General features: G+C 66.2%; 26 protein-coding genes. 21 read left to right on the top strand and 5 right to left on the bottom strand.

The features are described 5' to 3' along the window. Nucleotides 1-178: 178 nt before the first annotated feature. A complete protein-coding gene (locus KBZ14_RS02450) occupies nt 179-940 on the top strand; it encodes a BMC domain-containing protein (protein WP_399219576.1) in 762 nt (253 codons plus the stop codon). 4 nt (nt 941-944) lie between these two features. Here KBZ14_RS02450 and rdgB read toward each other — a convergent pair whose 3' ends face one another. Next, entirely contained in the window at nt 945-1562 is a 618-nt protein-coding gene (gene rdgB, locus KBZ14_RS02445; RefSeq protein ID WP_255116713.1) for an RdgB/HAM1 family non-canonical purine NTP pyrophosphatase, read from the bottom strand. A gap of 202 nt (nt 1563-1764) precedes the next feature. Between rdgB and KBZ14_RS02440 the strand changes: the two genes are divergently transcribed. The 16 genes from KBZ14_RS02440 to cbbX all read left to right on the top strand — a co-directional run bounded on the left by KBZ14_RS02440 (nt 1765) and on the right by cbbX (nt 17397). Further along, on the top strand, nt 1765-2766 hold the full coding sequence (locus KBZ14_RS02440; protein ID WP_255116712.1) for a sodium-dependent bicarbonate transport family permease: 1002 nt from the start codon (nt 1765-1767) through the stop codon (nt 2764-2766). Nucleotides 2767-2770: 4 nt separating this feature from the next. After that, entirely contained in the window at nt 2771-3052 is a 282-nt protein-coding gene (locus KBZ14_RS02435) for a P-II family nitrogen regulator (protein ID WP_255116711.1), read from the top strand. Nucleotides 3053-3256: 204 nt separating this feature from the next. Continuing rightward, a complete protein-coding gene (gene csoS1 / locus KBZ14_RS02430; RefSeq protein WP_094587519.1) occupies nt 3257-3571 on the top strand; it encodes an alpha-carboxysome major shell protein CsoS1 in 315 nt (104 codons plus the stop codon). Nucleotides 3572-3642: 71 nt separating this feature from the next. Then, nucleotides 3643-5055 carry a form I ribulose bisphosphate carboxylase large subunit gene (locus tag KBZ14_RS02425; protein WP_255116710.1) on the top strand — a complete coding sequence of 471 codons (1413 nt, stop codon included), beginning with the start codon at nt 3643-3645 and terminating at the stop codon, nt 5053-5055. A 115-nt stretch (nt 5056-5170) separates the two neighbouring features. Continuing rightward, nucleotides 5171-5512, top strand: coding sequence for a ribulose bisphosphate carboxylase small subunit (locus tag KBZ14_RS02420; RefSeq protein ID WP_255116709.1), 342 nt, complete (start codon nt 5171-5173; stop codon nt 5510-5512). A gap of 157 nt (nt 5513-5669) precedes the next feature. Next, on the top strand, nt 5670-8066 hold the full coding sequence (gene csoS2 / locus KBZ14_RS02415) for an alpha-carboxysome scaffolding protein CsoS2 (RefSeq protein ID WP_255116708.1): 2397 nt from the start codon (nt 5670-5672) through the stop codon (nt 8064-8066). A 12-nt stretch (nt 8067-8078) separates the two neighbouring features. Continuing rightward, a complete protein-coding gene (locus tag KBZ14_RS02410; protein ID WP_255116707.1) occupies nt 8079-9821 on the top strand; it encodes a carboxysome shell carbonic anhydrase in 1743 nt (580 codons plus the stop codon). A 1-nt stretch (nt 9822) separates the two neighbouring features. Next, nucleotides 9823-10113: an alpha-carboxysome shell vertex protein CsoS4 gene (gene csoS4 / locus KBZ14_RS02405; protein WP_255116705.1), complete on the top strand. Its 291-nt coding sequence runs from the start codon at nt 9823-9825 to the stop codon at nt 10111-10113. After that, nucleotides 10113-10364, top strand: a complete 252-nt coding sequence (locus KBZ14_RS02400; RefSeq protein ID WP_255116704.1) for a carboxysome peptide B — start codon at nt 10113-10115, stop codon at nt 10362-10364. The genes csoS4 and KBZ14_RS02400 overlap by 1 nt, the downstream gene beginning before the upstream one ends. An 81-nt stretch (nt 10365-10445) precedes the next feature. Next, complete coding sequence (csoS1, locus tag KBZ14_RS15800; RefSeq protein ID WP_315856118.1) at nt 10446-11054, top strand: alpha-carboxysome major shell protein CsoS1; 609 nt, start codon at nt 10446-10448, stop codon at nt 11052-11054. A 5-nt stretch (nt 11055-11059) separates the two neighbouring features. Further along, nucleotides 11060-11569: a ferritin-like domain-containing protein gene (locus KBZ14_RS02390; protein ID WP_255116703.1), complete on the top strand. Its 510-nt coding sequence runs from the start codon at nt 11060-11062 to the stop codon at nt 11567-11569. 128 nt (nt 11570-11697) lie between these two features. Continuing rightward, nucleotides 11698-13542, top strand: a complete 1845-nt coding sequence (locus KBZ14_RS02385; RefSeq protein ID WP_255116702.1) for an NAD(P)H-quinone oxidoreductase subunit F — start codon at nt 11698-11700, stop codon at nt 13540-13542. 2 nt (nt 13543-13544) lie between these two features. Beyond that, nucleotides 13545-15092 carry an NADH-quinone oxidoreductase subunit M gene (locus KBZ14_RS02380; protein ID WP_255116701.1) on the top strand — a complete coding sequence of 516 codons (1548 nt, stop codon included), beginning with the start codon at nt 13545-13547 and terminating at the stop codon, nt 15090-15092. Further along, nucleotides 15092-16213 (top strand): CO2 hydration protein, encoded by a 1122-nt coding sequence (locus KBZ14_RS02375; RefSeq protein WP_255116699.1) that lies wholly within the window; start codon nt 15092-15094, stop codon nt 16211-16213. The genes KBZ14_RS02380 and KBZ14_RS02375 overlap by 1 nt, the downstream gene beginning before the upstream one ends. Nucleotides 16214-16223: 10 nt before the next feature. Then, nucleotides 16224-16478, top strand: a complete 255-nt coding sequence (locus KBZ14_RS02370) for a 4a-hydroxytetrahydrobiopterin dehydratase (RefSeq protein WP_255116698.1) — start codon at nt 16224-16226, stop codon at nt 16476-16478. Beyond that, nucleotides 16465-17397, top strand: a complete 933-nt coding sequence (gene cbbX / locus KBZ14_RS02365) for a CbbX protein (RefSeq protein ID WP_255116696.1) — start codon at nt 16465-16467, stop codon at nt 17395-17397. The genes KBZ14_RS02370 and cbbX overlap by 14 nt, the downstream gene beginning before the upstream one ends. Nucleotides 17398-17401: 4 nt before the next feature. Here the strand turns inward: cbbX and dnaA are convergent, their stop codons facing one another. Next, entirely contained in the window at nt 17402-18817 is a 1416-nt protein-coding gene (gene dnaA, locus KBZ14_RS02360) for a chromosomal replication initiator protein DnaA (protein WP_255116695.1), read from the bottom strand. Nucleotides 18818-18920: 103 nt separating this feature from the next. Here dnaA and KBZ14_RS02355 point away from each other — a divergent pair, with 103 nt between their 5' ends. The 3 genes from KBZ14_RS02355 to KBZ14_RS02345 are packed head-to-tail and all read left to right on the top strand — an operon-like array spanning nt 18921 to nt 21397. Continuing rightward, entirely contained in the window at nt 18921-20045 is a 1125-nt protein-coding gene (locus KBZ14_RS02355) for a trypsin-like peptidase domain-containing protein (protein ID WP_399210995.1), read from the top strand. A gap of 6 nt (nt 20046-20051) precedes the next feature. Continuing rightward, nucleotides 20052-20693, top strand: a complete 642-nt coding sequence (locus KBZ14_RS02350; RefSeq protein ID WP_255116694.1) for a TIGR04282 family arsenosugar biosynthesis glycosyltransferase — start codon at nt 20052-20054, stop codon at nt 20691-20693. After that, complete coding sequence (locus tag KBZ14_RS02345; RefSeq protein WP_255116692.1) at nt 20666-21397, top strand: TIGR04283 family arsenosugar biosynthesis glycosyltransferase; 732 nt, start codon at nt 20666-20668, stop codon at nt 21395-21397. Before KBZ14_RS02350 ends, KBZ14_RS02345 begins: the two co-directional genes overlap by 28 nt. On the opposite strand, the gene KBZ14_RS02340 is transcribed toward KBZ14_RS02345, so the two are convergent. Then, a complete protein-coding gene (locus tag KBZ14_RS02340; RefSeq protein WP_255116691.1) occupies nt 21361-21855 on the bottom strand; it encodes a GNAT family N-acetyltransferase in 495 nt (164 codons plus the stop codon). The genes KBZ14_RS02345 and KBZ14_RS02340 overlap by 37 nt on opposite strands. Before the next feature lie 88 nt (nt 21856-21943). On the opposite strand from KBZ14_RS02340, the gene KBZ14_RS02335 reads away from it, so the two are divergent. Then, the gene (locus KBZ14_RS02335) at nt 21944-22639 is read left to right on the top strand and encodes an alpha/beta fold hydrolase (protein ID WP_255116690.1); all 696 of its coding nucleotides are present in this window, start codon (nt 21944-21946) and stop codon (nt 22637-22639) included. Here the strand turns inward: KBZ14_RS02335 and KBZ14_RS02330 are convergent. Continuing rightward, nucleotides 22625-24424, bottom strand: coding sequence for an ABC transporter ATP-binding protein (locus KBZ14_RS02330; protein ID WP_255116688.1), 1800 nt, complete (start codon nt 24422-24424; stop codon nt 22625-22627). The genes KBZ14_RS02335 and KBZ14_RS02330 overlap by 15 nt on opposite strands. Next, a complete protein-coding gene (gene hisG, locus KBZ14_RS02325; protein ID WP_255116687.1) occupies nt 24424-25071 on the bottom strand; it encodes an ATP phosphoribosyltransferase in 648 nt (215 codons plus the stop codon). The genes KBZ14_RS02330 and hisG overlap by 1 nt, the downstream gene beginning before the upstream one ends. Nucleotides 25072-25094 lie beyond the last annotated feature (23 nt).

The following is a 25094-nucleotide window of genomic DNA, read 5'->3' as shown; positions in this document are numbered from 1 at the left end:
GGTACCGGTCCATCCCCGGCCTCGCAAGCGCAGGGGCGGGATCAGAGGGGCCTACCGGGACAGAGCGTTAAGATCGCCGGGCTCCTTCAGCTGGACCGCTGAGGACAACGACCTCAACGTCCGCAGGGAGCGCACCCTTTCCTTGGCTGATCGATCCCCCAGGCAACGCGCGCGTTCCGTGCAGATCACCGGAACCGACCTGGGTTTCAGCGGCAGCGGCTCCAGCCTCGATGTCCTACAGCCATCGGCGGCCAGCTGCGTGATCACCACGGACAGCGAGGGTTCACGCCTGGCCCGCCAGTCCAGCCAGGTGCAGTCCATCGAGTTGCGCACCTATGTGTTTCTCGATTCGCTGCAACCCCAGCTGGCGGCCTACATGGGCACGGTGAGCCAGGGCTTCCTGCCCATCCCCGGCGATGCCTGCCTCTGGCTGGAGGTGTCCCCCGGCATGGCGGTGCACCGGGTGACCGACATTGCCCTCAAGGCCAGCACGGTGCGGCTGGGCCAGATGATCGTGGAGCGGGCCTTTGGTTCCCTGGCCCTCTACCACCGCGACCAGAGCAACGTGCTCCACTCGGGCGATGTGGTGCTCGAGGCCATCGGCAGCCGGGTGGAGCAGCGGAGCCGCTGCGAGGTGAGCTGGACCGAGATCATCCGCGCCATCACCCCCGACCACGCGGTGCTGATCAACCGCCAGAACCGCCGTGGCTCAATGATCCAGTCGGGGATGAGCATGTTCATCCTGGAAACGGAGCCAGCCGGCTACGTGCTGATCGCCGCCAATGAAGCGGAAAAGGCCTCCAATATCACCATCGTGGACGTGAAGGCTGTGGGCGCCTTTGGTCGTCTCACCCTGGCGGGCCGTGAGGGTGATGTGGAAGAGGCTGCCGCCGCCGCCATGCGCGCGGTGGACATGGTGAACCGACGCGCCAAAGCCTGAGCGCCTAGACCCCCAGCAGCTGGCGCAGGCCTGGGGCTAGGGCGCGAGCCGCCTTGCCACGGCTGCCAAGTTTGTCCTTGAGGTGTCGGGACATGCGCGCATAGGTCATCCCGGCTTCCCGCACCCAGAAAATCGGGTCATACCCACCGCCATGGCCATCCGGTGCGGTGAGGATCTCGCCGCGGCAGATGCCCTGCGCCTCCAGCACGGTGATGCCACTGGGATCGGCCAGGGCCATGGCACTGTTGAAACTGGCGCTTCGGTAAGGGGTGGAGCCCAGTGCCTGCAGGAGCCGGTGGATCCGCTCGTGATCGGTGGGGGCGTAGCGGGCGGAATACAACCCCGGGGCGCCGGCCAATGCATCCACTTCCAGGCCGGAGTCGTCCGCCAAGGCCCACTGGCCAGTGAGCTTGGCCACCGTTTCCGCTTTCAGGCGGGCGTTTTCGAGATAGGTGCTGCCGGTTTCCTCAATCTCGAGCCCTTCGGGCTGCTGCCGCACCTGCAGAGCCACAGCATCGAGCATGGCGCCGATCTCAGACACCTTGTAGGCGTTGCCACTGGCGATCACCAGAACGGGAGGCTGCAGCTGCCCTTGCACGTCGCGATTCAATTGCCCCGCCATTGTCGCCAATGGCGAGACTGGAGGGGGGAGGCAGGCTGGGTTGAACATTCCACCCCCCGAAAAGCTCCAGGGGTGCCTGCCTCGGGCGAACCGTAGGCAGGTCCGGCAGGGAGAGCAACGGGTGGGGTGCCGCATGTGCGCAGCAACAGACATCACAGGCCAGCACACGTAGGGTGAAGGGACCTGAGGTGCCGGGCGAACCATGGAGACCAGCCTGGTTCTGCAGAACCTGCTCACACCGCCGGTGCTGTTCTTTTTTCTCGGCGTCATTGCCGTGCTGGTGGGCTCCGATCTGGAGATTCCGGCGCCCCTGCCGAAGCTGTTTTCGCTCTATCTCTTGCTCGCCATCGGCTTCAAAGGGGGCCTGGAACTCGCCCACAGCGGCTTGGGGGGCCAAGTGCTTCCCACCATTGCGGCCGCTGTGGCGATGTCCCTGGCGGTGCCGCTCTACAGCTTCCTGGCCTTGAAGCTGAAGTTCGACAGCTTCAATGCGGCCGCCATTGCCGCCACCTACGGCTCGATCAGCGCGGTGACCTTCATCACCGCCCAGAGCTTCCTGGAAACCCAGAAGATCACCTATGACGGCTTCATGGTGGCGGCCCTGGCCCTGATGGAGTCGCCGGCGATCATTGTGGGCTTGCTACTGGTGAAGCTCGCGGCCCCACAGCAGCAGCAGCGACCGGATGCCAAGGGGATGCGTTGGGGATCCGTGCTCAACGAAGCCTTCCTCAACAGTTCCGTGTTTCTGCTGGTGGGCAGCCTGGTGATCGGGGTGCTGGTGTCGGCTTACAGCCCGGCAAGCGCCGAAAAGATGCTCCCCTTCACCGACAAGCTCTTCTATGGAGCCCTGAGTTTTTTCCTGTTGGACATGGGCATCGTGGCTGCCCAAAGACTGAGTGACCTGCGGCGGGCTGGCACTTTTCTGATTACGTTTTCGGTGTTGATGCCCCTGTTCAACGCCGTGGTGGGGGCTCTGATCGCCCGAGGCCTGCAGCTCAGCCCCGGCAACGGCCTGCTGTTTGTGGTGCTGTGCGCCAGCGCCTCCTACATCGCAGTTCCTGCGGCCATGCGCATGACTGTGCCCGAGGCCAATCCCAGCCTCTACATCTCCTCCGCGCTGGGGGTCACCTTCCCGTTCAACATCATTGTGGGGATTCCCCTCTACATGGCGCTGGTGAACAAACTCCTCCCCGCTGCGGGCTGAGCTGATGAAACGCGTTGATCTGATCCTCAGTGAGCGGGAGCTGGATTCCGTGATCAAGGCCATTGATGCCGCCGGCGCCCCGGGCTACTCGGTGATGAAGCACGTCACCGGCAAGGGTCCCCATGGCTCCGTGTCGGAGGCGATGGAGTTCAGCGGCCTCGGGGCCAACGCCCACGTGATCATTTTCTGCGAGGCCTCGATCCTGGCGAAACTGCGGGAGGGCATCCAGCCCCTGCTGGATTACTACGGTGGCGTGGCGTACGTGTCTGAGGCTGAACCCCTTTGATGTCGGTGTCCCCGTTGACAGATCCAGCGACGGTTTTGGGGCCGACAACAAGCATCCCCAAAGTTTTGTAATGCACCAATGAGCACCGCTTATCAATGGGTGCACAGACGGTGATGGCCAGGCAGGCCCCAATGGCTTGACGGGAGGATCGCCTGGCGACCATGGTTGCAGGCGAACATTCCACCCCTCCTCCAGGAGCAGGTAATGGCTAACGAAACCATGGGCATCGCCCTCGGCATGATCGAGACCCGGGGTCTCGTGCCCGCGATCGAAGCCGCTGACGCGATGACCAAGGCCGCCGAAGTGCGCCTGATCGGTCGCGAATTCGTGGGCGGCGGTTACGTGACCGTTCTGGTCCGCGGCGAAACCGGCGCTGTGAACGCTGCCGTTCGCGCCGGCGCTGATGCCTGCGAGCGTGTGGGTGATGGCCTGGTGGCTGCTCACATCATTGCCCGCCCCCACCGTGAAGTGGAGCCTGCTCTGAACAGCAGCGCCGGCTTCGTGGGTTCCAAGGACTGAGCACTGAGTCACGCCGCTGACGGCCGCTCAACTCTCTGATTCTTTTTCCCGAACCCACCCGGAGATTCTCCATGGCAAAGAAGTACGACGCTGGGGTCAAGGAGTACCGCGACACGTATTGGACTCCTGATTACGTTCCCCTCGATTCCGACCTGCTCGCGTGCTTTAAGTGCACCGGCCAGGAAGGTGTGCCCCGCGAGGAAGTAGCCGCTGCTGTGGCTGCTGAATCCTCCACCGGTACCTGGTCCACTGTGTGGTCCGAGCTCCTCACCGACCTCGACTTCTACAAGGGCCGTTGCTACCGCATCGAAGACGTTCCTGGCGACAAGGAAGCCTTCTATGCCTTCATCGCCTATCCCCTCGACCTGTTCGAGGAAGGCTCCATCACCAACGTTCTGACCTCCCTGGTCGGCAACGTGTTCGGCTTCAAGGCCCTGCGCCACCTGCGCCTGGAAGACATCCGCTTCCCGCTTGCCTTCATCAAGACCTGCATGGGTCCCCCGAACGGCATCCAGGTCGAGCGCGACCGCATGAACAAGTACGGCCGTCCCCTGCTGGGTTGCACCATCAAGCCGAAGCTCGGCCTGAGCGGTAAGAACTACGGCCGTGTGGTGTACGAGTGCCTGCGTGGCGGTCTCGACTTCACCAAGGACGACGAGAACATCAACTCGCAGCCCTTCCAGCGCTGGCAGAACCGTTTCGAGTTCGTTGCCGAAGCTGTGAAGCTGGCCGAACAGGAAACTGGCGAGAAGAAGGGTCACTACCTCAACTGCACGGCAGCGACCCCCGAGGAGATGTATGAGCGCGCCGAGTTCGCCAAAGAACTGGGCCAGCCCATCATCATGCACGACTACATCACCGGCGGCTTCACCGCTAACACCGGTCTGGCCAAGTGGTGTCGTAAGAACGGCATGCTCCTGCACATTCACCGCGCCATGCACGCGGTGATCGACCGTCACCCCAAGCACGGCATCCACTTCCGTGTGCTGGCCAAGTGCCTGCGTCTCTCCGGTGGTGACCAGCTGCACACCGGTACCGTGGTGGGCAAACTGGAAGGCGATCGTCAGTCCACCCTGGGCTACATCGACCAACTGCGTGAATCCTTCGTTCCCGAAGATCGCAGCCGCGGTAACTTCTTCGACCAAGATTGGGGTTCCATGGGCGGCGTGTTCGCCGTGGCCTCCGGCGGTATCCACGTGTGGCACATGCCCGCACTGGTCAGCATCTTCGGCGATGATTCCGTGCTGCAGTTCGGTGGTGGTACCCACGGCCACCCCTGGGGTTCCGCTGCTGGTGCTGCTGCCAACCGTGTGGCTCTCGAAGCCTGCGTCAAGGCCCGCAACGCCGGTCGCGAAATCGAGCGCGAAGGTCGCGACATCCTTCTGGAAGCCGCGAAGCACAGCCCCGAGCTGGCCATCGCCCTCGAGACCTGGAAGGAAATCAAGTTCGAGTTCGACACCGTCGACAAGCTCGACGTCAACTGATCATTCAGTGGTGAGGGATTGGGAGAGTTGTCATCACGGCGCTCTCCCACCCCATCCATGAACGGACAACGAACCCCTGAGCGGTTCATTCATTCCATCCATCTCAAGGATCCCCATGCCCTTCAAGAGCACCGTGGGTGACTACCAAACAGTCGCCACCCTGGAGACGTTCGGCTTCCTGCCGCCCTTCACCCAGGACGAGATCTACGACCAGATCGCTTACATCATTGCCCAGGGTTGGAGCCCGCTCGTTGAGCACGTCCACCCCAGCAATTCCATGGCCACCTACTGGTCTTACTGGAAGCTGCCTTTCTTCGGTGAGAAGGATCTCAGCGTGATCGTGAACGAGCTCGAGGCTTGCCACCGCGCCTACCCCGACCACCACGTGCGTCTGGTTGGCTACGACGCCTACACCCAGAGCCAGGGTTCCTGCTTCGTGGTGTTCGAAGGCCGCTGATTCAGCGGACTTCGATTCTGTGGTCCCGGTCTATCTCCGGGACCACGTCTCTTTTCATCGGCAGCTTGGATCGGCGCCGGCCACACCGAAGGATCGGTGGGTCTGTTGACGCCTCAGCTGCTGCATACCGATCAGTCATTCCATTCAACGGGCGGACATGGCCAGCAATTCGAGTCGCGAAGCAGCTCTGGAGCGCCGTAAAGCGCTGACCAACGGCGGCAAGAAAGCCGTGGGCCGCTACACCTCCGGCTCCAGCCGTGTGCGCAGCGCAGCGGATGCCCGCCCAACCCGCACCAACACGCCTGTGGCCCAGGCCCCCAGCCAAGCTGCCGTGGTGGCTGCCAGTGCCCCTGCCGCCAGCGACCGCTCCCGCCGCTCCGCTGGCCTGTCCCTGGGAGGGACCCCCAGCAGCGGCGATCGTCGCAGGGCCGCCAAGCCCGTGGCGAACCCCAGCCGCGACCTCGTGCTGGCTCGCCGCGAAGCCTTGAGCCGCAGCGGCAAGCGGGCCGACAACTCCAAGGATCGCAACCGCGCCGAGGCGGCCAAGGCCGCCAAGGTGTCCCAGGCAAGCAGCGCCCCGGCTGGCGAGCACAAGTGCAAGTGCCACGAGAAGCCTGCTGCAACAGCTAGCCCCCGCACCGCCACCCTTTCCCTCGAGTCCACCCGGCCAGCAGCCAGCGGCAACGGCGATCGCGCCGCCGCCCGGGCGGCCACGAAGAAGGGCACAGCCCAGCACAACCCCAGCCGCGCGCTCGTGTTGGCCCGCCGTGATGCCCTGGCCAAGCGTGGCAAGTCCGCCAGCACCACGGGCCAAACCGGCGGTGCGGCCGTGGTGCGCCAGGGCAATCCCGATCTGAGCACCCGTGAGTTGGCCCAAAAGCTGCGGGAACTGAAGAACAAGAGTGGGTCTGCGGGCATCATCCGCACCGGCAGTGGCAGCGGCACCACTCGCCCCAGCGGCCCTAACCGCAAGGGCGCCAAGCAAGCCGCTGAGGCAAGCCTCAAGGTGGGCGTGAGCGAAACCCTCAGCGGCCAGGTCGTCACCGGCACCCAGGCGAACCGTTCCGTGAAAACGACCGGCAACGACGTGGCCACCTGCCGCACCGTGACTGGAACGGAGTACCTGGGCGCTGAGGTGTTCCAGACCTTCTGCGGCACTCAGCCCGCCCCGGTTCAGCCCGCCAAGGTGCGCGTCACCGCCACCAGCCACGGAAACCGCGTCACCGGTAACGAAGTGGGCCGCAGCGAGAAGGTCACCGGCGATGAGCCCGGCACCTGCAAAACCGTCACCGGTACCGAATACATCTCCGCCAACCAATCCGCCGACTACTGCGGCACCGCCACCCCCTCCGTGCGCAAGGTGGGTCGCAGCCAGACCGTGGGTGGTCAGGCCGTGTCCGGCGTGATGGTGGGGCGCTCCGAGCGGGTCACCGGCGATGAGAGCGGCTCTGGCCTGCAACTCACCGGCGATCAGTACCTGGGCTCCGAAGCCCCGGCGGCCGGCCGTGCTCCCACCAAGGTGAGCAGCCTCAACACCCTGCGTGGCACTGGCATCACCGGTACCCATGTGGGCCGCAGCCAGAACGTCACCGGCGATGAGCCCGGCAGCTGCCGGCTGGTCACCGGCGATGAATACGTGGGCAGCCAGCAGTTCGACGCCTTCTGTGGCACCCGCCCCGCCCCCGAAGCCGCCAAGGTGGGTTTCAGCATCACCAACAAAAACCTGGTGGTGAGTGGTACCCGCACCGGCCGTTCCGAGAAGGTCACCGGGGATGAACCCGGTACCTGCAAGGTCGTGACCGGCACCCCCTATGCCGGTCTGGAACAGACGGGCCAGTGGTGCTCCAGCAAGCAGGTGGAGGCCGTGCGCCAGCGCCTGCCCATGGCCATGGCCAACCGCCGCATGACCGGTACTAAGCCCGGTGTGGGCGGTGTGATGACCGGCGATGAGCGCGGAGCCTGCGAAAACGTGAGCGGCACCCCCTACATCGGTGCCGACCAACAGGCTGTCGCCTGCGGCACTGCCGTGGCCCGCGATGCGGACTTTCCCCAGCCCCTGAACCCCGCCGCCTGGCAGGGCTTCAGTGTCCAGTCCCCTGCCCAGGCCGCCCAGGTGGAGCGGGAAACCACCGGCTCCGTGACCGGCAGCACCTACGAGCAAGGGGGGCGTATCACCGGCCCTTTCGACATGGCCGGTGACAAGGTCACCGGCACCGAGCAGTTCCGCTTCGATCGTCCCGCTGCCCAGCGCTTGGCTGTAGCAGCTCCCGTGGGCCTGGAGGCCGATGAGCGCCAAACCTCCCGGGTCACCGGTGAGGGCTCTGGCAACAAGATCACCGGCGACGACTGGGATCGTGGCGACCGCGTCACCGGTACCGAAGGCCGTTCAGCCCGTCGCCGCAACCCCACTCGCGTGGGCAGCATGAGCGCCATGCCCGGAAGCCAGCCCAAGCGCAACGTGGAAGTGGCCGTACCGGTGAGCCGTGTCACCGGATCCAGCGGCAGCACTGATCAGGGCTCCCTGATCACGGTGTCCGGCGGCGCCCGCGGCTGAGGGACGTAACCAATGCCCCGGCGTTCAGCCACCACCAACCCGAAGCCCATGGGCCCGACGGCACCTCGCCGTCGCCCCGGCGGCAACGCTGAGCAAGCCTCCGTGCCTACGCCCAGCCCCCTCGAGCCCGTGACAGCCCTCAGCAAGGTGCTGCGTCAGCGCGAACTGGCCATGGCGTCCCGCCAGGGCAACGGCAACCGGGCTGGACGCCAGCGCCAGCAACGCAACCCCGTGCAGGCAGCGGCCTCCCTTAGCAGCCCCCCAGCCCTGGAAACCTCCCCCGGCACCGGCAAGCCTGGCCGCCGGGTGCGGCCTGTGGCAGCCCAGGTGATTCGCACCCCCAGTAGCCGCCTCCACCCCCTCAGCAATGGCGAAGCCAACGCCACCCTGCGGGCTTACGAGGACGCCATTCTGGGCGGTTTCGATCGCATCGTTCCGGTGCTGAAGCGGCTCTCAGCCCTGCAGCACGAGGACAATTTCGTAGCCTTGGCCCAACAACTGGCCAAGGCTGAGCTGGGGTATGAGCTGCCTCTGCCGGTGCTGGAGAACGCCTGGACCAGCCAGCTGGACATGCGCACCCTGTTTGCCTGGTGTGTGTTTGAGGCCTACGAGCAAACCAGTATCCAGTTTTTTGAGGCCGATCCCCTGGCGGGTCAGGACGGCAGCGCCGCGGCTGAGGCCTTCGACGCCTTCCTGCTGGAGTGTGGCTTCCACCTGCTGGACATCACCCCCTGCGCCGATGGCCGCCTAGCCCATGCCATCGCCTATGCCCTGCGGCTGCCCTTCAGCTCCGTACGGCGCCGCTCCCACGCAGGGGCGATGTTTGACGTGGAAAACACCGTTGACCGCTGGGTGAAGACGGAACATCGTCGCTACCGCGAGGGCGTCCCCAATCCAGCCCACAGCGACACCCGCTACCTCAAGGCGGTTGTGTATCACTTCAGTTCTAAGGATCCCTGCCACGAGGGCTGTGCCGCCCACGGCAGCGACGACAAGGCAGCCGCTGCCCAAGGCCTGCAGCGGCTGAAGGATTTTCAGCAGGCCGTGGAGAACAGCTTCTGCTGTGGCGCCTCTGTGGATCTGCTGCTCATCGGCATGGACACCGACACCGATGCGATTCGGGTTCATGTGCCCGGCCGCGATGGCCGCACCGATCTGGATAGCTGGCTCGATGCCCATGACGTCTACGACGCCACCCAAGCCCTACGCCCCGAAGATGCCCGCGGGCAGATCCAGGCCATGGTGGAGGCCTCGGCAGCCTCAGCGCCCGATCCGGGCATGGTGAAGTTGGTGGCGCGTCTGATCGAGCACAACCTCTCCCAGATCGACTACGTCCGCCAGTACCACGCAGGCAGCTACGACGATTTCGGCCATGCCGAGCGCTTCATCGGCGTTGGCATCGGTTTCAAGGAAATCCACCTGCGCAACCTCACCTACTTCGCCTACATGGACACGGTGGAGGAAGGCGCCCCTGACCTGGATGTGGGCGTGAAGATCTTCAAGGGTCTGAATGGATCGCGTGGATTGCCAATCCCCGTGGTGCTCCGGTTTGACTATCACGGTGCCGTTCCCGGTGCCCGTGAACGGGCTATTCAGCACTGCGAGCGGGTGCAGCGCGCCATTGAGTCGCGCTACAGCGACCTCTGCCAACAGGGCCTGCTGCACACCTTGCTCACCGTGCGTGACCGCGATCGTCATGTGCCTGCGGAAACCGTAAGTTCCTCAATCACGTTCAACACCGGAGGGGGTCACTGAGATGTTGATTTGCAAGGTCGTCAAGCCCCTGGTGTCGACCAACCGCATTGCGGACTTTCAGCACAAGCACCTGCAGGTGGTGCTCGATGGCAGCACCCAGAAAGTGGCCGTGGATGCCGTGGGTTGCATCCCCGGCGACTGGGTGATCTGTGTGGGCAGCTCCGCTGCTCGCGAGGCCGCCGGCAGTAAGTCGTACCCCAGCGACCTCACCATCGTTGGGATCATCGACCACTGGGATCCCGATGCCGCCAAGGCCATGGCGGCAGGCAACCCTTCGGGGGGCTCCAAGTAATGGAGATCATGCAGGTGATGGGGTCGCTTGTATGCACCAACAGGGTGCAGGGCTTTGCCCATCAAAACCTGCGCATCCTGCGCACCTCCAAGGGAAAACTCAGCGTTGCCTGTGATCCCGTGGGAGCATCACCGGGCAACTGGGTGTTCACCGCCAGTGGCTCGGCCGCCCGCCACGCCACCGGCAACGCCGATCTGTTCACCGATCTCACGATCGGCGGCATCATCGACCACTGGTCGCCAGACGGTTAAGGGGATCTCTTCCCCTCTCAGCTCCGCTGAGTCCCCTCCGTACCTCCGCGCACCATTCACCGGGCTCTGCCCACCACCGCCATGGCCACTCCCAAATCCCGAGCCACCGCCACGACGGCCAAAACCGCCCTCCCTACCCCGGCAGCTGCAACCCCGGTGACACCCACCCCGACGCCGGCAACTCCTGCCCTGCCGGCTCCCCCGGTCACCGTGACCGCGACCACCGTCGCCTCCAGCCCAGCGCCAGCGGCCGCCAAGGCCAGCAGCACCAGTAGCGCTAGCACCACCGCCCGCAAGTCCAGCGCTGCCTCCGGCCCTGGACGTTCCAGCGGCGGCAGCGGCACCACCCGTCCCCCCTCCTCCCCCTCCTCCAACGCCATGGCCCCCACCGTGCACGGCATCGCCCTCGGCATGATTGAAACCCGCGGCCTGGTGCCCGCCATCGAAGCGGCCGATGCCATGACCAAGGCCGCCGAAGTCACCCTGGTGGCCCGTGAGTTCGTCGGTGGTGGCTACGTCACCGTGATGGTGCGTGGCGAAACCGGGGCTGTGAACGCCGCCGTGCGCGCCGGCGCTGACGCCTGCGAGCGCGTGGGTGATGGCCTGGTGGCCGCCCACATCATTGCCCGCCCCCACGGTGAAGTGGAGCCTGCCCTGGCCGGCAGCACCGATCTGGCCCGTCGTCTCTGATGACCATGGACGCCGTCCATCCGCGCGTCCTGGGCTACCTCGGACGCGCCCTCAGCCTTGAGCTCACTGCCGTTCAGCAGTACATGACCCAGGCCTCCCTCGTGGAGCTCTGGGGCGACAAGGTCTCCGCCGATCGTTTTCGCGAGGAAACGGTGGAAGAGATGCAGCACGCCGAGCGGATCGTGCAGCACATGCTCTCCCTGGGGGTGGCTCCGGCCGCCTCCCAGTTGCAGGCCGTGACCCATGCCCCTGATCTGGTGGGCCTGCTGGAGCACAACGCCGTGCTGGAAACCCAGTTGATCAACCACTACGCCGAAGCCACCCGCTTCTGCGCCGTGATTCGGGACGAGGCCAACGCCGCGTTCTTCCAGAGCCTCTGGGACGAGGAACAGCACCATGGCGAGGAGCTGGATGCCTGGTTGCGGGAACTCGGTGGTGGCCGCAGCCGTGGCTACGGCGCCTACAGCGCCAACCGCCTGGCACGGCGGAACCCAAACCAGCGGGCCACCTTCTGAACCGAAGCGGGTCTGCCCCAGGCAAGCCAGCGCAACAGTGCCCCGGTCGGCTGATCCGTTCCGGGGCTTTTCTTGCTTAGATTCCGCCGCCAAGGCCTCGTTTTGGCGGGCCGCCCAATCCACACCGCTTGACCCCTGCCCTCCCCCTGCCGCTGCAGTTCGCCTGGCTGATTCCCCTCTACGGATTCAGCGGCGTTGTGCTGTCCCTGCCCTGGGCCGCAGGTTGGATCAAGCGCAACGGGCCGCGACCGGCGGCCTACCTCAATCTGCTGGCCACCTTGTTGGCTTTTGTGCATGGCAGCGTCGCCATGCGAGAGGTGTTCCTGACCGGGCCTCAGGCTCTGTCGTTTGAGTGGCTGCAGGTGGCCGATCTGCACCTGGCCATCTCCCTCGATCTCTCCCCCACCAACCTGATTGCCCTGGAGCTGGTCACCTCCCTGTCCCTACTGGGCCAGTTTTTTGGCCTCGGCTACCTGGACAAGGAGCTCTCTCTAGCGCGCTTCTACGCCCTAGTGGGTTTCTTCGAGGGAGCCATGAGCGGTGTGGTGATCAGCGGGTCGCTGTTCATCAGCTACTTCCTGCTGGAGATGCTCACCCTCTCCACCTACCTGCTGGTGGGCTTCTGGTATGCCCAGCCCCTGGTGGTGACGGCCGCCCGCGATGCCTTCCTCACCAAGCGGGTGGGTGATGTGCTGCTGCTGATGGCCGTGGTGGCCCTCTCCGCCTGGGCCGGTGGCATGGATTTCAACCACCTGTATGAGTGGGCCGCCAGTGGCTCCCTCTCTCCTTTGGCCGCCACCTTGCTGGGCCTCGGCTTGATTGCGGGCCCAACGGGCAAGTGCGCCCAGTTCCCCATGCACCTCTGGCTGGATGAGGCGATGGAGGGTCCCAACCCGGCCTCGATCCTGCGCAACTCGGTGGTGGTCACCTGCGGTGCCCTGGTGCTGCTGAAGGTGATGCCGATCCTGCAGCAATCCCCCGTCGCCACTTCGGTGCTGCTCACCATCGGGAGCATCAGCGCCCTGGGGGGATCGCTGGTGTCCATCGCCCAGGTGGATATGAAGCGGGCCTTCTCGTACACCACCACCAGTTACATGGGCCTGGTGTTCATCGCCATTGCCCTGCAGCTGCCCTCCCTGGCCCTGCTCCTGCTGTTTGCCCATGCCGTGGCCAAGGCCCTGCTGATGATGAGTGTGGGCAGCGTGATCGCCACCACCAACTGCCAGGACATCACCGAACTGGGGGGTCTGGGTGGTCGGATGCCTGCCACCACCGGTGCGTATCTGGTGGCCGGTGCGGGCCTCACCGGCCTGCTGCCCCTGGGGTGCTTCTGGTGTTTCGGCCTCGCCACCGATGTGTTGGCCCAGCAGGCTCCGCTGTTTGCCGCGGTGTTTCTGATCACCAACGCCCTGATGGCCTGGAACCTCACCCGGGTGTATCGCCAGGTGTTCCTGGGAGCCCCTCAACCCAAAACCAAACGCGCCCCTGAGGTGAATTGGCAGATGGCGCTGCCCATGGTGGCCCTCTCGGTGGTAGTGGTGCTCACCCCGGCCCTGCTCACCAAGCTGAATCCGGTGCCCGGCATCAACTCTTTCTCGCCAGCCGTGGCGGCGGCCGTGATCGGCAGCAGCGCCGCTGGCGGGCTGGTGGCCTGCCTGCTGCCGGTGCACAAGAGCTATGCGCGCTCCCTGCTCAAACCCGTGCGCTTCCTGCAAGACCTGCTGGCTTTCGACTTCTATACCGATCGCGTTTACCGCCTCACCATCGTGAATCTGGTGTCGGGCATGGCCCGCCTCACCAATTGGGTGGACCAGGTGGTGGTGAATGGCTTTGTGAACCGCCTCGGCCGCTTCTCGCTGGTCTCCGCCGATGGGCTCAAGCTCAGCGTGAGCGGCCAAACCCAGACCTACGTGCTCACGGCGTTGATCGCCGTGGTGCTGCTGTTGGCTTCGCTCAACTTGGTGTTCGGCTGACCATGATGCTCAGCCCTCTCCTGCTGATTCCCTTCCTGGGCGCCCTGGGCCTATCCCTGTGGCCCGGCAATCCCGGACCCGACCAGGTGCGCCGTGGCGCCCTGGTGGTGCTGGGCCTTCAGCTGGCCTGGAGCCTCTGGGTGCTGGCTGGCTTTGATCCTGCCCTCAGTGGCATGCAGATGGGCGAATCGCTCGACTGGGTGCAGAGCCTGGGTCTCAGCTACCGCCTCGGTGTCGATGGCTTGTCGATGCCGTTGCTACTGGTGAACGCCGGCCTCACCTTTGTGTCCGCGTTTGCCTCCGGCAGCGTGAGCCAGAAGCCCAAGCTCTACTTCGCGCTGCTGTTGTTGATCAGCGGTGCGGTGAATGGGGCCTTTCTGGCCCAGAACCTGCTGCTGTTCTTCCTCTTTTATGAGCTCGAACTGATCCCCCTCTGGCTGCTGATCTCCGTGTGGGGCGGCGCCAACCGTGCCTACGCCGCCACCAAGTTCCTGATCTTCACCGCCGTGAGCGGCATGCTCATCCTGGGCGCCTTCCTGGGCCTGGCGCTGGTGACGGGTCAGGTGGACTTCAGCCTCACTCCGGTGTTGAGCCAGCAACTGGGCATGGGCACCCAGCTGATCCTGATGGGGGCTCTGCTGATCGGTTTTGGCATCAAGATCCCCCTGTTCCCCTTCCACACCTGGCTGCCGGATGCCCACACCGAGGCGTCCACCCCCGTGTCGGTGCTGCTGGCGGGTGTGCTGCTCAAACTGGGCACCTACGGCCTGTTGCGCTTCTGCCTGGGGCTGTTCCCTGATGCCTGGGCGCGGATGGGGCCGTACCTCGCCATCTGGGCTGCGATTTCGGTGCTCTACGGCTCCTTGGCGGCCATTGCCCAGAGAGACATGAAGCGGATGGTGGCCTACAGCTCCGTTGGCCACATGGGCTATGTGCTGCTCGCCGCAGCTGCGGCCACACCGGTGAGCTTGCTGGGAGCGGTGTTCCAGATGGTGACCCACGGCCTGATCTCGGCCTTGCTGTTCCTGTTGGTGGGCGTGGTGTATCGCACCACCGGCACCCGCGATCTGGAGGTGTTGCGCGGCCTGCTCAACCCGCAACGGGGTCTGCCACTCACCGGCTCACTGATGATCATGGGGGTGATGGCCAGCGCTGGCCTGCCCGGGATGGCGGGCTTCATCTCCGAGTTTCTGGTGTTCCGCGGCAGTCTTGAGGCTTACCCGCTCCCCACCCTGCTCTCGATGGTGGGCTCGGGTCTCACGGCCGTGTACTTCCTGCTGCTGGTGAACAGGGCCTTTTTCGGACGCCTGGCCATCCAATCGGCCCTGCCTGCCACCACCCCAACCGGTCAGCGCATCGCTCCGATCGATGTGCAGCTCCCCTCGGTTCCCCTGTTAGAGCAGCTGCCCTCGTTGGTGCTTACAGCCTTGATCGTTCTGGTGGGGCTCGTGCCTGGCGGCCTGGCCCAGCTGGGGGAAGCCACCACCACCGCCATGGCCCAGATGCCTGAACTGGTGGCGGCCATTGCCTCCGGGAGCCTGATCAGCTGATGACCACCCCCGTGCTGATGCCCACAATCGAGCAGCTGGCCGACCGGCTGCTGCAGGGCCAGACCCTGCTCGACCAGAGCGATGACCACCTGCTGGAAGTGGTGGGGGTGCTCGAGAGCTACGGCGTGGTGCTGAATGCCTACAGCATCAACCTGATCTTTCAGGCAGAGCGCCAGTTCCTCAATCCCTTTCCGGTGTTCCGCTTCTTTGATGGCGACCTGAATCTCGGCAAGTGGTGGCGTCATGTCACCCACGACCGGATCAACTTTGAGTACGCCGAGTACTGCCAGAAAGCCATGCTGTGGCACGCCACCGGCGGCATGGATGCCTACTTCGACAGTGAGGCCTTCAAGGCCAACTGCGCTGCCATCGTGCGGGCCAAGGGCAGGGATCCGCTGCTGGCGGTGCTCAATCCCCTCTTCCCAAACTTCATTCCCGAACTGATCCGCTCGGCTGCCACCACCCATGCCCTCGGCCAGTTCTGGCGGGTGATGAGTGATCTGTTCCTCGATCTTGCCGCCGCCGAGCGCGATGGCCGCGTTCGCACCATCGCCGACGTGGTGGAGTTCATCAAGCAGGGGCTGGTGGCCGCCGCCGCCAACCCGATCACCTACGCGGTGACCATCGGTGCTGAACAGTTCTGGGTACTGCCCCCGGAGGCTGGTCTCAGCTTCCTGGCTGATGTGGCCGTGCCCTACGTGGAGGCGGTGTTCCTGCGGGGCATGCCCTTCCTCGGCACGGTGAGCTTCAACGCCCAGGCTCAGGCCATCTCCCACGACCAGAGCCAGTTCGCCTACGGGGCGCTCTACGCCGATCCGCTGCCCACCATGGGAGCCGGCATCCCCCCCAGCCTCCTGATGCAGGACATGTACCGGCACCTGCCCCAGGCCCTGCACGACTGGTATCGCCAGCGCACCAGGGGTGAGGGCGACGTGCACGTGAAGATCTGCATGAGCTTCCAGAAGTCGATGTTCTGCGTCACCAACGCGGCCATTAACGGCACCATGCCCCACCCCCTGGATAGCGGGGATGCCCAGCAGCAGGCCGCCAACCGGGCCTATGCCCAGAGCTGGGCCACACGCCTGGCAGCAGGCCGCACCGACTGCCTGGCGGCGACGTAAGTTCACAGCCATGGATCACCAGTGGAACCCCAGGCCCAAGCCCGACCGGGTGGAATGGCTGGAACGGCGCATCGATTTCGCCGACTACGCCGCCAACCGCGACTTCCTGGATCGCCTGAACGACTTCTGCGACCAGCAGGGGCGCTATCCGGACATCAGCTTTGGCCGGACCTACGTGAACATCACCCTGCGGTCTGAGGCGGACAACGAGCCTATTGGCGCGGTGGACCATGCCTTTGCCGCGGCCATCGATGGCCTCCTCTGAGTCTCCGGACGACACCCCCGTGAACCTGCAGGCGGCCTTCGAGGGCGCCGAGGTTCAGGACGTGCTGCAGCAGCTGGACCAGGAGCTGATCGGCCTGCGGCCGGTGAAAACCCGGATCCGCGAGATTGCGGCCCTGCTGGTGGTGGAACGGGCCCGCAAACAGGTGGGCCTGGCCACCACGGCCCCCAGCTTGCACATGTCGTTCACCGGTCGGCCGGGCACCGGCAAAACCACGGTGGCAGCACGGATGTCGCAGATCCTGCACCGCCTCGGCTACGTGCGCAAGGGTCACGTGGTGACTGCCACCCGCGACGATCTGGTGGGGCAGTACATCGGCCACACCGCCCCGAAAACCCGGGAGATGCTCAAGAAGGCGATGGGCGGGGTGCTGTTCATCGATGAGGCCTACTACCTCTACCGCCCGGAGAACGAGCGCGATTACGGCGCCGAAGCCATCGAGATCCTGCTGCAGGTGATGGAGGCCAACCGCGACGATCTGGTGGTGATCTTTGCGGGCTACAAAGACCGGATGGACGTGTTCTACCAGTCCAACCCGGGGCTCTCCTCGCGGGTGGCGAACCACATCGACTTCCCCGATTACAGCGCTTCTGAGCTGCTGGCGATTGCCAAGTTGATCCTGGCGGCGGAAAACTACCGCTTTAGCGAAGAAGCCACGGTGGCGTTCGCCGAGTATATCCAGCGGCGCATGCAGCTGCCGTTCTTCGCCAATGCCCGCTCGATCCGCAATGCCATCGACCGGGCCCGCATGCGCCAGGCCAATCGCCTGTTCAATCGCATGGCCGGCATGGGGATCACCAAGCTCGATCTGATGACCCTGGAGGCCGACGACATCACCGCCAGCCGTGTGTTTGCCGGTGAGGTGGAAGGCCTTGACCGCAGCGAGCCCATCACCCAGTAGGGCGCTATTTCTTCTTGCGCGAGTCGATCTGCAGCAGATCCCGCACCTGCTGCACCTGACGACCCAGGTGTGGATCCGCACCCAGCTTCTTCTCGATCTGCTCCACGGCATACATCACCGTGGAGTGATCCTTGCCGCCGAAGGCCTCGCCGATGCGCGGCAGCGACAAGTTCGTGCCCTGACGCATCAGGTACATGCCCACCTGGCGGGCCTGGCTGACGGCCCGCTTGCGGCTGGGGCTTTTCATCTCCTCCACCCCTACGCCGAACACCTCGGCCACCTTGTTCAACACCTGGGCGGGGGTCACCTCCACCTCCACACCGGAGGGATCGAGCATCGGCGCTACCGATTCCACCGTCATCGGCAGGCCGGTGATCGAGGCGAAGGCCACGGCCCGGGTGAGGGCACCCTCCAGCTCCCGGATGTTGGAGGTGAAGCGCCCGGCTAAATACTGAATGAGATCGCGGGGCAGGCTCATGCGCTCGTGCTCCGCCTTCTTGTGCAGGATCGCCATGCGGGTTTCCAGATCGGGTGCCTGGATATCGGCGATCAGGCCCATGGAGAAGCGGGAGATCAGCCGCTCCTGCAGCCGTGGGATCTGGCTGGGTGGCCGATCACTGGCGATCACGATTTGGCGCCCCGCCTCATGCAGCGCGTTGAAGGTGTGGAAGAACTCCTCCTGGGTGTACTCCTTGCCCTCGATGAACTGGATGTCGTCCACCAGGATCAGGTCGGCGGCGCGGTAGCGATCGCGGAACTTCTGCATGCCGTCCTTGCGGATGGCTTGGATCAGATCATTGGTGAAGGTTTCGGTACTCACGTAGGCCACACGGGCCTCGGGGTCGATCTCCAGGCGGTAGTGGCCGATGGCCTGCATCAGGTGGGTCTTGCCAAGCCCCACACCACCGCAGATGAACAGCGGGTTGAACTCACGGCCGGGGGCCTCGGCCACCGCCAGGGCCGCCGCATGGGCCATCCGGCTATTGGGACCCACCACGAAGCGGTTGAACACATAGCGGGGGTTCAGGCCCGGAGCCAGCTTGCGCGGCGCCTCACCGGTGGCGGTGGGGCCATGCAGCGCAGGAGCGCGGGACTCGCCGGTGGGTGAGGCCTCCCCGGGGGCCAGGGCCCCGGCCAAGGTCTGCATCGTGGCCGCGCCCTCAGCATCGGCTGTGGCCTCCACAGCCACACCAACCGGACGCCCCGCCAGCTCCGAGGCCACCGCAGCGATCGTGGTGAGGTAGTTCTTGCGTAGCCAGCCGCAGGCGAAGGCATTGGGAGCCAGCAGCTGCAGCTGGTCGCCCTCAAACCCAGCGCAGCGGGCTGGCCGGATCCAGGTTTCAAAGGTGGGCTTGGAGAGGTTGCCCTGGAGGGCCTCCTGAACCTGGTGCCACAGCTGTTCTCCCTGCTGCACCGTCATGCCACGCCCGAGCTGCCGAATATACGGTCGTCCCCCTGGCGGGTCGGTCTTAAATAATGCGCATCACGACCTGGCCCCCAAGCCCGCCTGCATGGCCCGATTGATGCGTGTGCGCCGCCGCGTAGCTCTGATCAGCACCCTGCTGGGGGCCAGCCTGTTGGCAGCCTGCAACACCAATCTCCCTGGCCTGCCTGGGGGACGCGGCGGCGATCCCACCCGGGTGAGCGATGCGCCGGCGGCGCCTCCCCTGCAGCCCGGTACCAGCTTCATCGTGAATGCCGTGGACAAGGTGGGCCCGGCCGTGGTGCGGATCGACACGGTGCGGAGGGTGGTGAACCCTCTGGGCGGCCTGTTCGGCGGCGGTCCATCGGTGCAGCAGCAGCAGGGCCAGGGCTCCGGCTTCATCACCCGTTCCGACGGGGTGATCCTCACCAATGCCCACGTGGTGGAGGGGGCCAATGAGGTGGGGGTGACCCTGCCGGACGGCCGCAGCTTCAGCGGCAAGGTGCTCGGCGCCGACCCCATCACCGACGTGGCCGTGGTGAAGGTGGCCGCCAGCAACCTGCCTGTGGCCCCCCTGGGGGACTCCACCAAGGTGCGGCCCGGTGAATGGGCCATCGCCATCGGCAACCCCCTGGGCCTGGACAACACCGTGACCGCCGGGATCATCAGCGCCGTGCAGCGCACCAATGCCGTGGGTGAAGGCCAGCGGGTGCCCTATCTGCAGACCGACGCCGCGGTGAACCCCGGCAACAGCGGCGGCCCATTGATCAACGATCGCGGCCAGGTGATCGGCATCAACACGGCCATCCGCCAGGCCCCAGGGGCTGGCCTGAGCTTCGCGATCCCGATCAACCTGGGGCGCCAAATCGCTGCCCAGATCCTCGAGCGGGGCCGTGCCTCCCACCCCTACATCGGCGTGCGCCTGCAGGCCCTCACCCCACAGCTGGCCCGGGAGGTGAATGCCACCAACGCCGAGTGCAAGCTGCCTGAAATCAATGGCGTTGTGGTGGTGGAGGTGATGCCTGGCAGTCCTGCCGATCGCAGTGGCATGCGCCCCTGCGACCTGATCGAAACCGTGGGCGATACGAGTGTGGACAACCCTTCCGAGGTGCAGGTGGCGGTGGATCAGGGCCAGGTGGGTGAGGCCCTGCCCGTGAAGGTGCGCCGCGGCGAGCGCAACCTGAGGCTCGAGCTGAAACCGGCGGAGCTGCCTCGCCAGCGCTGAGGGGGCATGGCAGCCCGACAGGTGGTGGTGATGGCCCGCTGGCCCGCAGCAGGGCGCTGCAAGCGGCGCCTGGCGATCACCACGGGTGCCGCCGCCGCCGCCCGGGTGCAGCAGCGTCTCACCGCCCACACCTTGGCCACGGCCCGCCTGGCGGCCGATCAGGCCCAGGCCGAGCTGCTGCTGGCGGTCGATGGGCTCGGACCACGGGCCATGGCCCGCTGGGGCCGCGCGCTGGGGGCCGATGCGGCCGTGCTGCAGGGGCGCGGCAGCCTGGGCCGACGCATGCAGGGCCAACTGCAGCGCCGTTTCCAGCGGGGGGCCCAGCAGGTGGTGCTCATCGGCACCGATCTCCCGGGTCTGGAGGTTGCGGATCTCACGGCGGCCTTCGACCACCTCCAGCAGTCTCCGCTGGTGCTCGGGCCAGCGGCCGATGGCGGCTACTGGTTGATCGGCCTCACGCGAAGCGGATTTGAACGCGCGGGAGCCGCCCTGATGGCCGGCATGCCCTGGGGTAGCCAAAGCGTGCTCCAGGCCACCCTCGAGGCCGCCGCGGCCCGCACCCTCAAGCCCGCCCTACTGCGTCAGCAGCACGACCTCGACCGCCACCCCGACCTGGCCCCATGGATCCCATCGCGCCACCGCCGTTAGCGCCCCTGGCGGTGCTGATCCCAGCGCTGAACGAGGCCCAGCGGCTGCCTGCCCTGCTCGCCGACTTGCAGCAGGCGCCACCGGGCTTGCTGCGGGACACGCTCGTGGTTGATGGGGGCAGCGTCGATGGCACCGCCGCCCTGGCCCGGCTGGCGGGAGCCCAGCTGCTGCACAGCCCCCGGGGCCGGGGCCACCAATTGGCCCTTGCGGCCGCCCGCACGGCTGCCCCTTGGCTGTTGGTGCTGCATGCCGATGCCCGGCTGCCCCAGGGCTGGGCCACGGCGATCGCAGCGGCGATGGCCCAACCCGCTGCGGCCTGGAGCTTCAACCTCGCCATCGATGCCCCGGGGCTGCCCTTGCGGCTGCTGGAGCTGGCGGTGGCCCTGCGCAGCCGCCTGGGCCAATGCCCCTACGGCGACCAGGGCCTGCTGCTGCCGAGCTACCTCTACGCCGCAGCGGGGGGCTTTGCTCCGATCCCGCTGATGGAGGATCTTGATCTGGTGCAGCGGCTCCAGCCCCACACCCGCCTGCGCTGCCTGCAGCAGCCCCTGCGGGTGGATGATCGCCGCTGGCGCGAGCGCGGTGTGCTGGCCGTGGCCTGGCACAACTGGCAGCTCAGGCACGCCTGGCGCCGGGGGGCCAGCCCTGCAGAGCTGGCGCAGCGCTACTACGGGGAATACCAGAAGGCACAACGTTTCTGCTGAGGTTCCAGCTCCCAGCCCTGGGCGCTGTAGAAGCCCACCACCCCAGGGTCGGCGAACAGGCTGATGCGTTCCACCTGCATCGCCTTGAGCAGATCGAGCACGTAAACCATCAACTGTTTGCCCAGGCCAGCCCCCTGGTAGAGGGGGTGCACCGCCACGTCCCACACGGTGGCTTCAATCACCCCATCGCCGGTGCAGCGGGCGAAGCCCACCAGCCGGGGGAAGCGGGGGTCGTGCCGCCAGAGGCCCACCACCAGAAGGCTGTGCTGCAGGGCCTTGCGCACCCGCCGCAGCGGACGGCGGCTCCAGCCCACCGCATCGCAGAGCTGCTCCAGCTCATAGAGATCGATCTCCCGCTCGGTGCTCAACACCAGGCTGAGCTGGCCATTGGGGGTGGGACACAGGCGATAGCCCTGCCCGTAGAGCTGCTGGAGGTCGGTGGCGGCTGGACTAAGCATTGGCACGATCCTGCCCCAGTCTGAGCCGCCCTGTTGCAGGCTGGAGACCCTTCGGCCACCGGGTCCCCTGAGCTGCTCCCCCCTGCTGGTGTGTGTGCATGGCTGGCTGCTGTCTGGGCGGCTGTGGGAGCCCCTGCAAGCCGAGCTGAGCCCCGAGTGGGAGAGCTGGGCCCCGGATCTGCCGGGATTCGGCGCGACCCCGCGTCCCCGCGGCCTGCAGCCCACCCTGGCCAGCTATGGCCGCTGGCTGGCGCGGGAGGCCCAGGAGCAGGCCGGGGGGCGGCCCATCGTGCTGATCGGCCATTCCCTCGGGGGCAGCCTTTGTCTCCATGCCGCCAGCCAGCTCGATCCACAGCTGGCCGGCGTGGTGCAGGTGGCTGCCGGGGGCGGCGTGTTTCAGCCCCGCCCCTTTCGCATGGTGCGTCGGGGCGGGGCTGCCTTCCTGCAGTGGCGGCCCAGCTGGCTGGCCCAGTGGCCAGGCACCGAGGCCATCCGCAGCCCGCTGGTGGCGGAGCGGCGGGCGGCCCGCAGCCTGCTCGCCTGCAGCATGCAGCGCGGGGCCGTGCAGCAGCTGCCGGCCCTCACGGCCCAGCTGCAGGTGCCCAGCCTGTGGATCGCCGGCAGCCGCGACACGGTGATGGAGCCCCGCTATGTGCGCCACCTGGCTGGCTACAGCCGCGAGCACACGTTCACCCTGCTGGAAGGCCAGGGCCATCTGCCCATGCGCAGCGCCACGAAACAGCTGGCCCAGGTGATCAGCAGCTGGGTCTCAGAGCTTGGCTAGGCCCCGTTCCTGAAGGGTGGCGAGTTGGGCATACAACCCCCCAGCAGCCCGCAACTCACGGTGGTTTCCCTGCTCGATCAGGCGCCCACGCTTGAGCACCAGGATGCGATCGGCCGCCTCCACGGTGGCCAGGCGATGGGCAATCACGATGGCGGTGCGCTGCCGCAACAGCCGGTCGAGGTCACGCTGGAGGGTGGCCTCCGTGGAGGGATCCATGAAGGCCGTGGCCTCATCCATCACCAGCACCGAGGGATTGCGGATCGCCACCCGCGCCACCGACAGCAGTTGCCGCTCACCGGAGGAGAGATTGCCGCCCCGCTCCCGCAGCTCGGTGGCCAGGCCCTTGGGAAGACGGTTCAGCAGGGGTTCCAGGCCCAGTTCCGCGCAGAGGCGCTCCAGCTCGGCGTTGCCGATGGGGGCATCCAGGCGCAGGTTGTCGGCCACGTTGCCGCTGAACAGGAAGGTGTCCTGCAGCACCACCCCCAGGCGCTGGCGCAGCGTTGGAATGGGCAGCTCCCGGATATCTACGCCATCCAGCAGGATGCGGCCCCGCTGGGGCTCATAGAGGCGGCAGAGCAACCGGATCACCGTGGTCTTGCCGGAGCCGGTGGGACCCACCAGGGCCACATGCTCGCCGGGGGCGATGCGGAAAGAGAGATCCGTGAGGATCGGGTCGTCGTCGCGGTAGGCGAACGACACGTTCTCGAAGATCACCTCGCCGGCGCTGCTGCGCTCCCCCCCGCTGGCCACGGCCCCAGCCGAGCGCTGCTCCAGGGGCAGCTCCATGATTTCGATGGGCTCTTCCAGCAGCTCACCAATCCGCTCAACTGCTGTGAGGCCGCCCTGGATCTGGGTGAATCGCTCCGCCAGCTGGCGCAGGGGATCAAACAAGCGCTGGGAATACAGGATGAAGGTGGTGAGGGTGCCCAGCCCCATCACACCGGCCGTCACCATCCAGCCCCCCAGAGCCAGCACCACGGCAATGGCGGTGAGGGCCACCCATTCGATCAGGGCGGAGATGGCCGAGTCGTAGAGGATCGTGCCGTCCACCGCCTTGCGATAAGCATCGGTGGTGCGGGCGAAACGGGCACTGTTGAACGCCTCACGGCGGAACATCTGCACCACCTCCAACCCCTGCAGGTTTTCCTGCAGGTCGGCATTGAGCTGGCTGAGCTCCTCGCGAACGCGGTAGTTGGCCTTGCGGTAGCGCTTCTGCAACCACAGGATCGCCAGGGTCACCGGCACCTGGGTGGCCAGGAGCATCACGCCCAGCCGTGGCTCGATCGAGATCATGGTGATCGCGATCACCAGCAGGGTCACCAGGTCGGCCAGGATGCCCACCGCGCCGCTGCCGAACACCTCCGCCAGGGCATCCACATCACTGGTGAGGCGGGTGAGCAACTTGCCCACGGGCGTGCGGTCGTGGAAGCGCAGGGAGAGATCCAGCGCGTGGGCGAACAGGTCGTTGCGGATGCGTGCAGTGAGCCGCTGCCCCACCGCCTGCACGTTGAAGCTCTGCACGCCCTGCAATCCGAGCCGCACCAACACGGCCACCAGCAGCAGGGTCACCAGGGTCTGCAACTGCTGAGCCACCGGCTGGCCCGTGAGCCAGGGCATCACGGGCTCATGGCGCAGGGCCGAAATGGCCTGGCCTACCAACAAGGGCTGCACCGCCGCTGCACCCGCCACGGGGATCAGCAGCACCAGGGTGAGCAGCAGCCGTCGGCGGTCGCGACCCAGGTAGGGGATCAGCCGCAGCAGCCGTTGCCGATCGCGGTGGGCCATCAGGCGGCGGCAGCGGTGGACACCGCCGCAATGCGGTCCACGATCGTCTGCAGTGGGCCGGCGTCGAGGCGCAGGGAGAGGGGGTGTCCCACCAGGCGCGCCGTGGATTGGAACAGATCCTCAATGGCGATGAGGCCGTTCTCCTGGAGGGTGCGACCGGTGGCCACCAGGTCCACGATTGCCTCACTCATGCCCGTGATCGGGCCCAGTTCCACGGACCCCGCCAAGTGAATCAGTTCCACCGGCAGATCCAGGGCCTCGAAATACTCCTCCGCGCAGCGGGTGAACTTGCTGGCCACCCGGCAGTGGGCCGGCAGATCAGCGGCGCGGCGGTAGCCGCTGCTCGCCTTCACCGCCACGCTCATGCGGCACCCACCAAAACCCAGGTCCACCAGCTGGGCCACCGGCAGCTGGTGCTCTTTCAACACGTCAAACCCCACCACGCCGAGCTGGGCCTGGCCATAGGCCACATACACCGGTACATCGGCGTTGCGCACCAGCAATGCCCTGGCCGTGCCGCAGGCGCTGGGCACCATCAGCTGGCGGTTGCCGGGCTCGAGCACCGCCGCGAAATCGAGGCCGGCGGCCGCGAACCGGCGCACAGAATCCTTGAGAAGGGCGCCCTTGGCCAGCGCAACGGTGATCATGGGGCTCAGCCTGAGCTGGGACT

Origin of the sequence: Synechococcus sp. HJ21-Hayes (genome assembly GCF_024345835.1) — a bacterium.
GTDB lineage: Bacteria > Cyanobacteriota > Cyanobacteriia > PCC-6307 > Cyanobiaceae > Vulcanococcus.
This window is presented reverse-complemented; position numbering and strand designations above follow the sequence as displayed.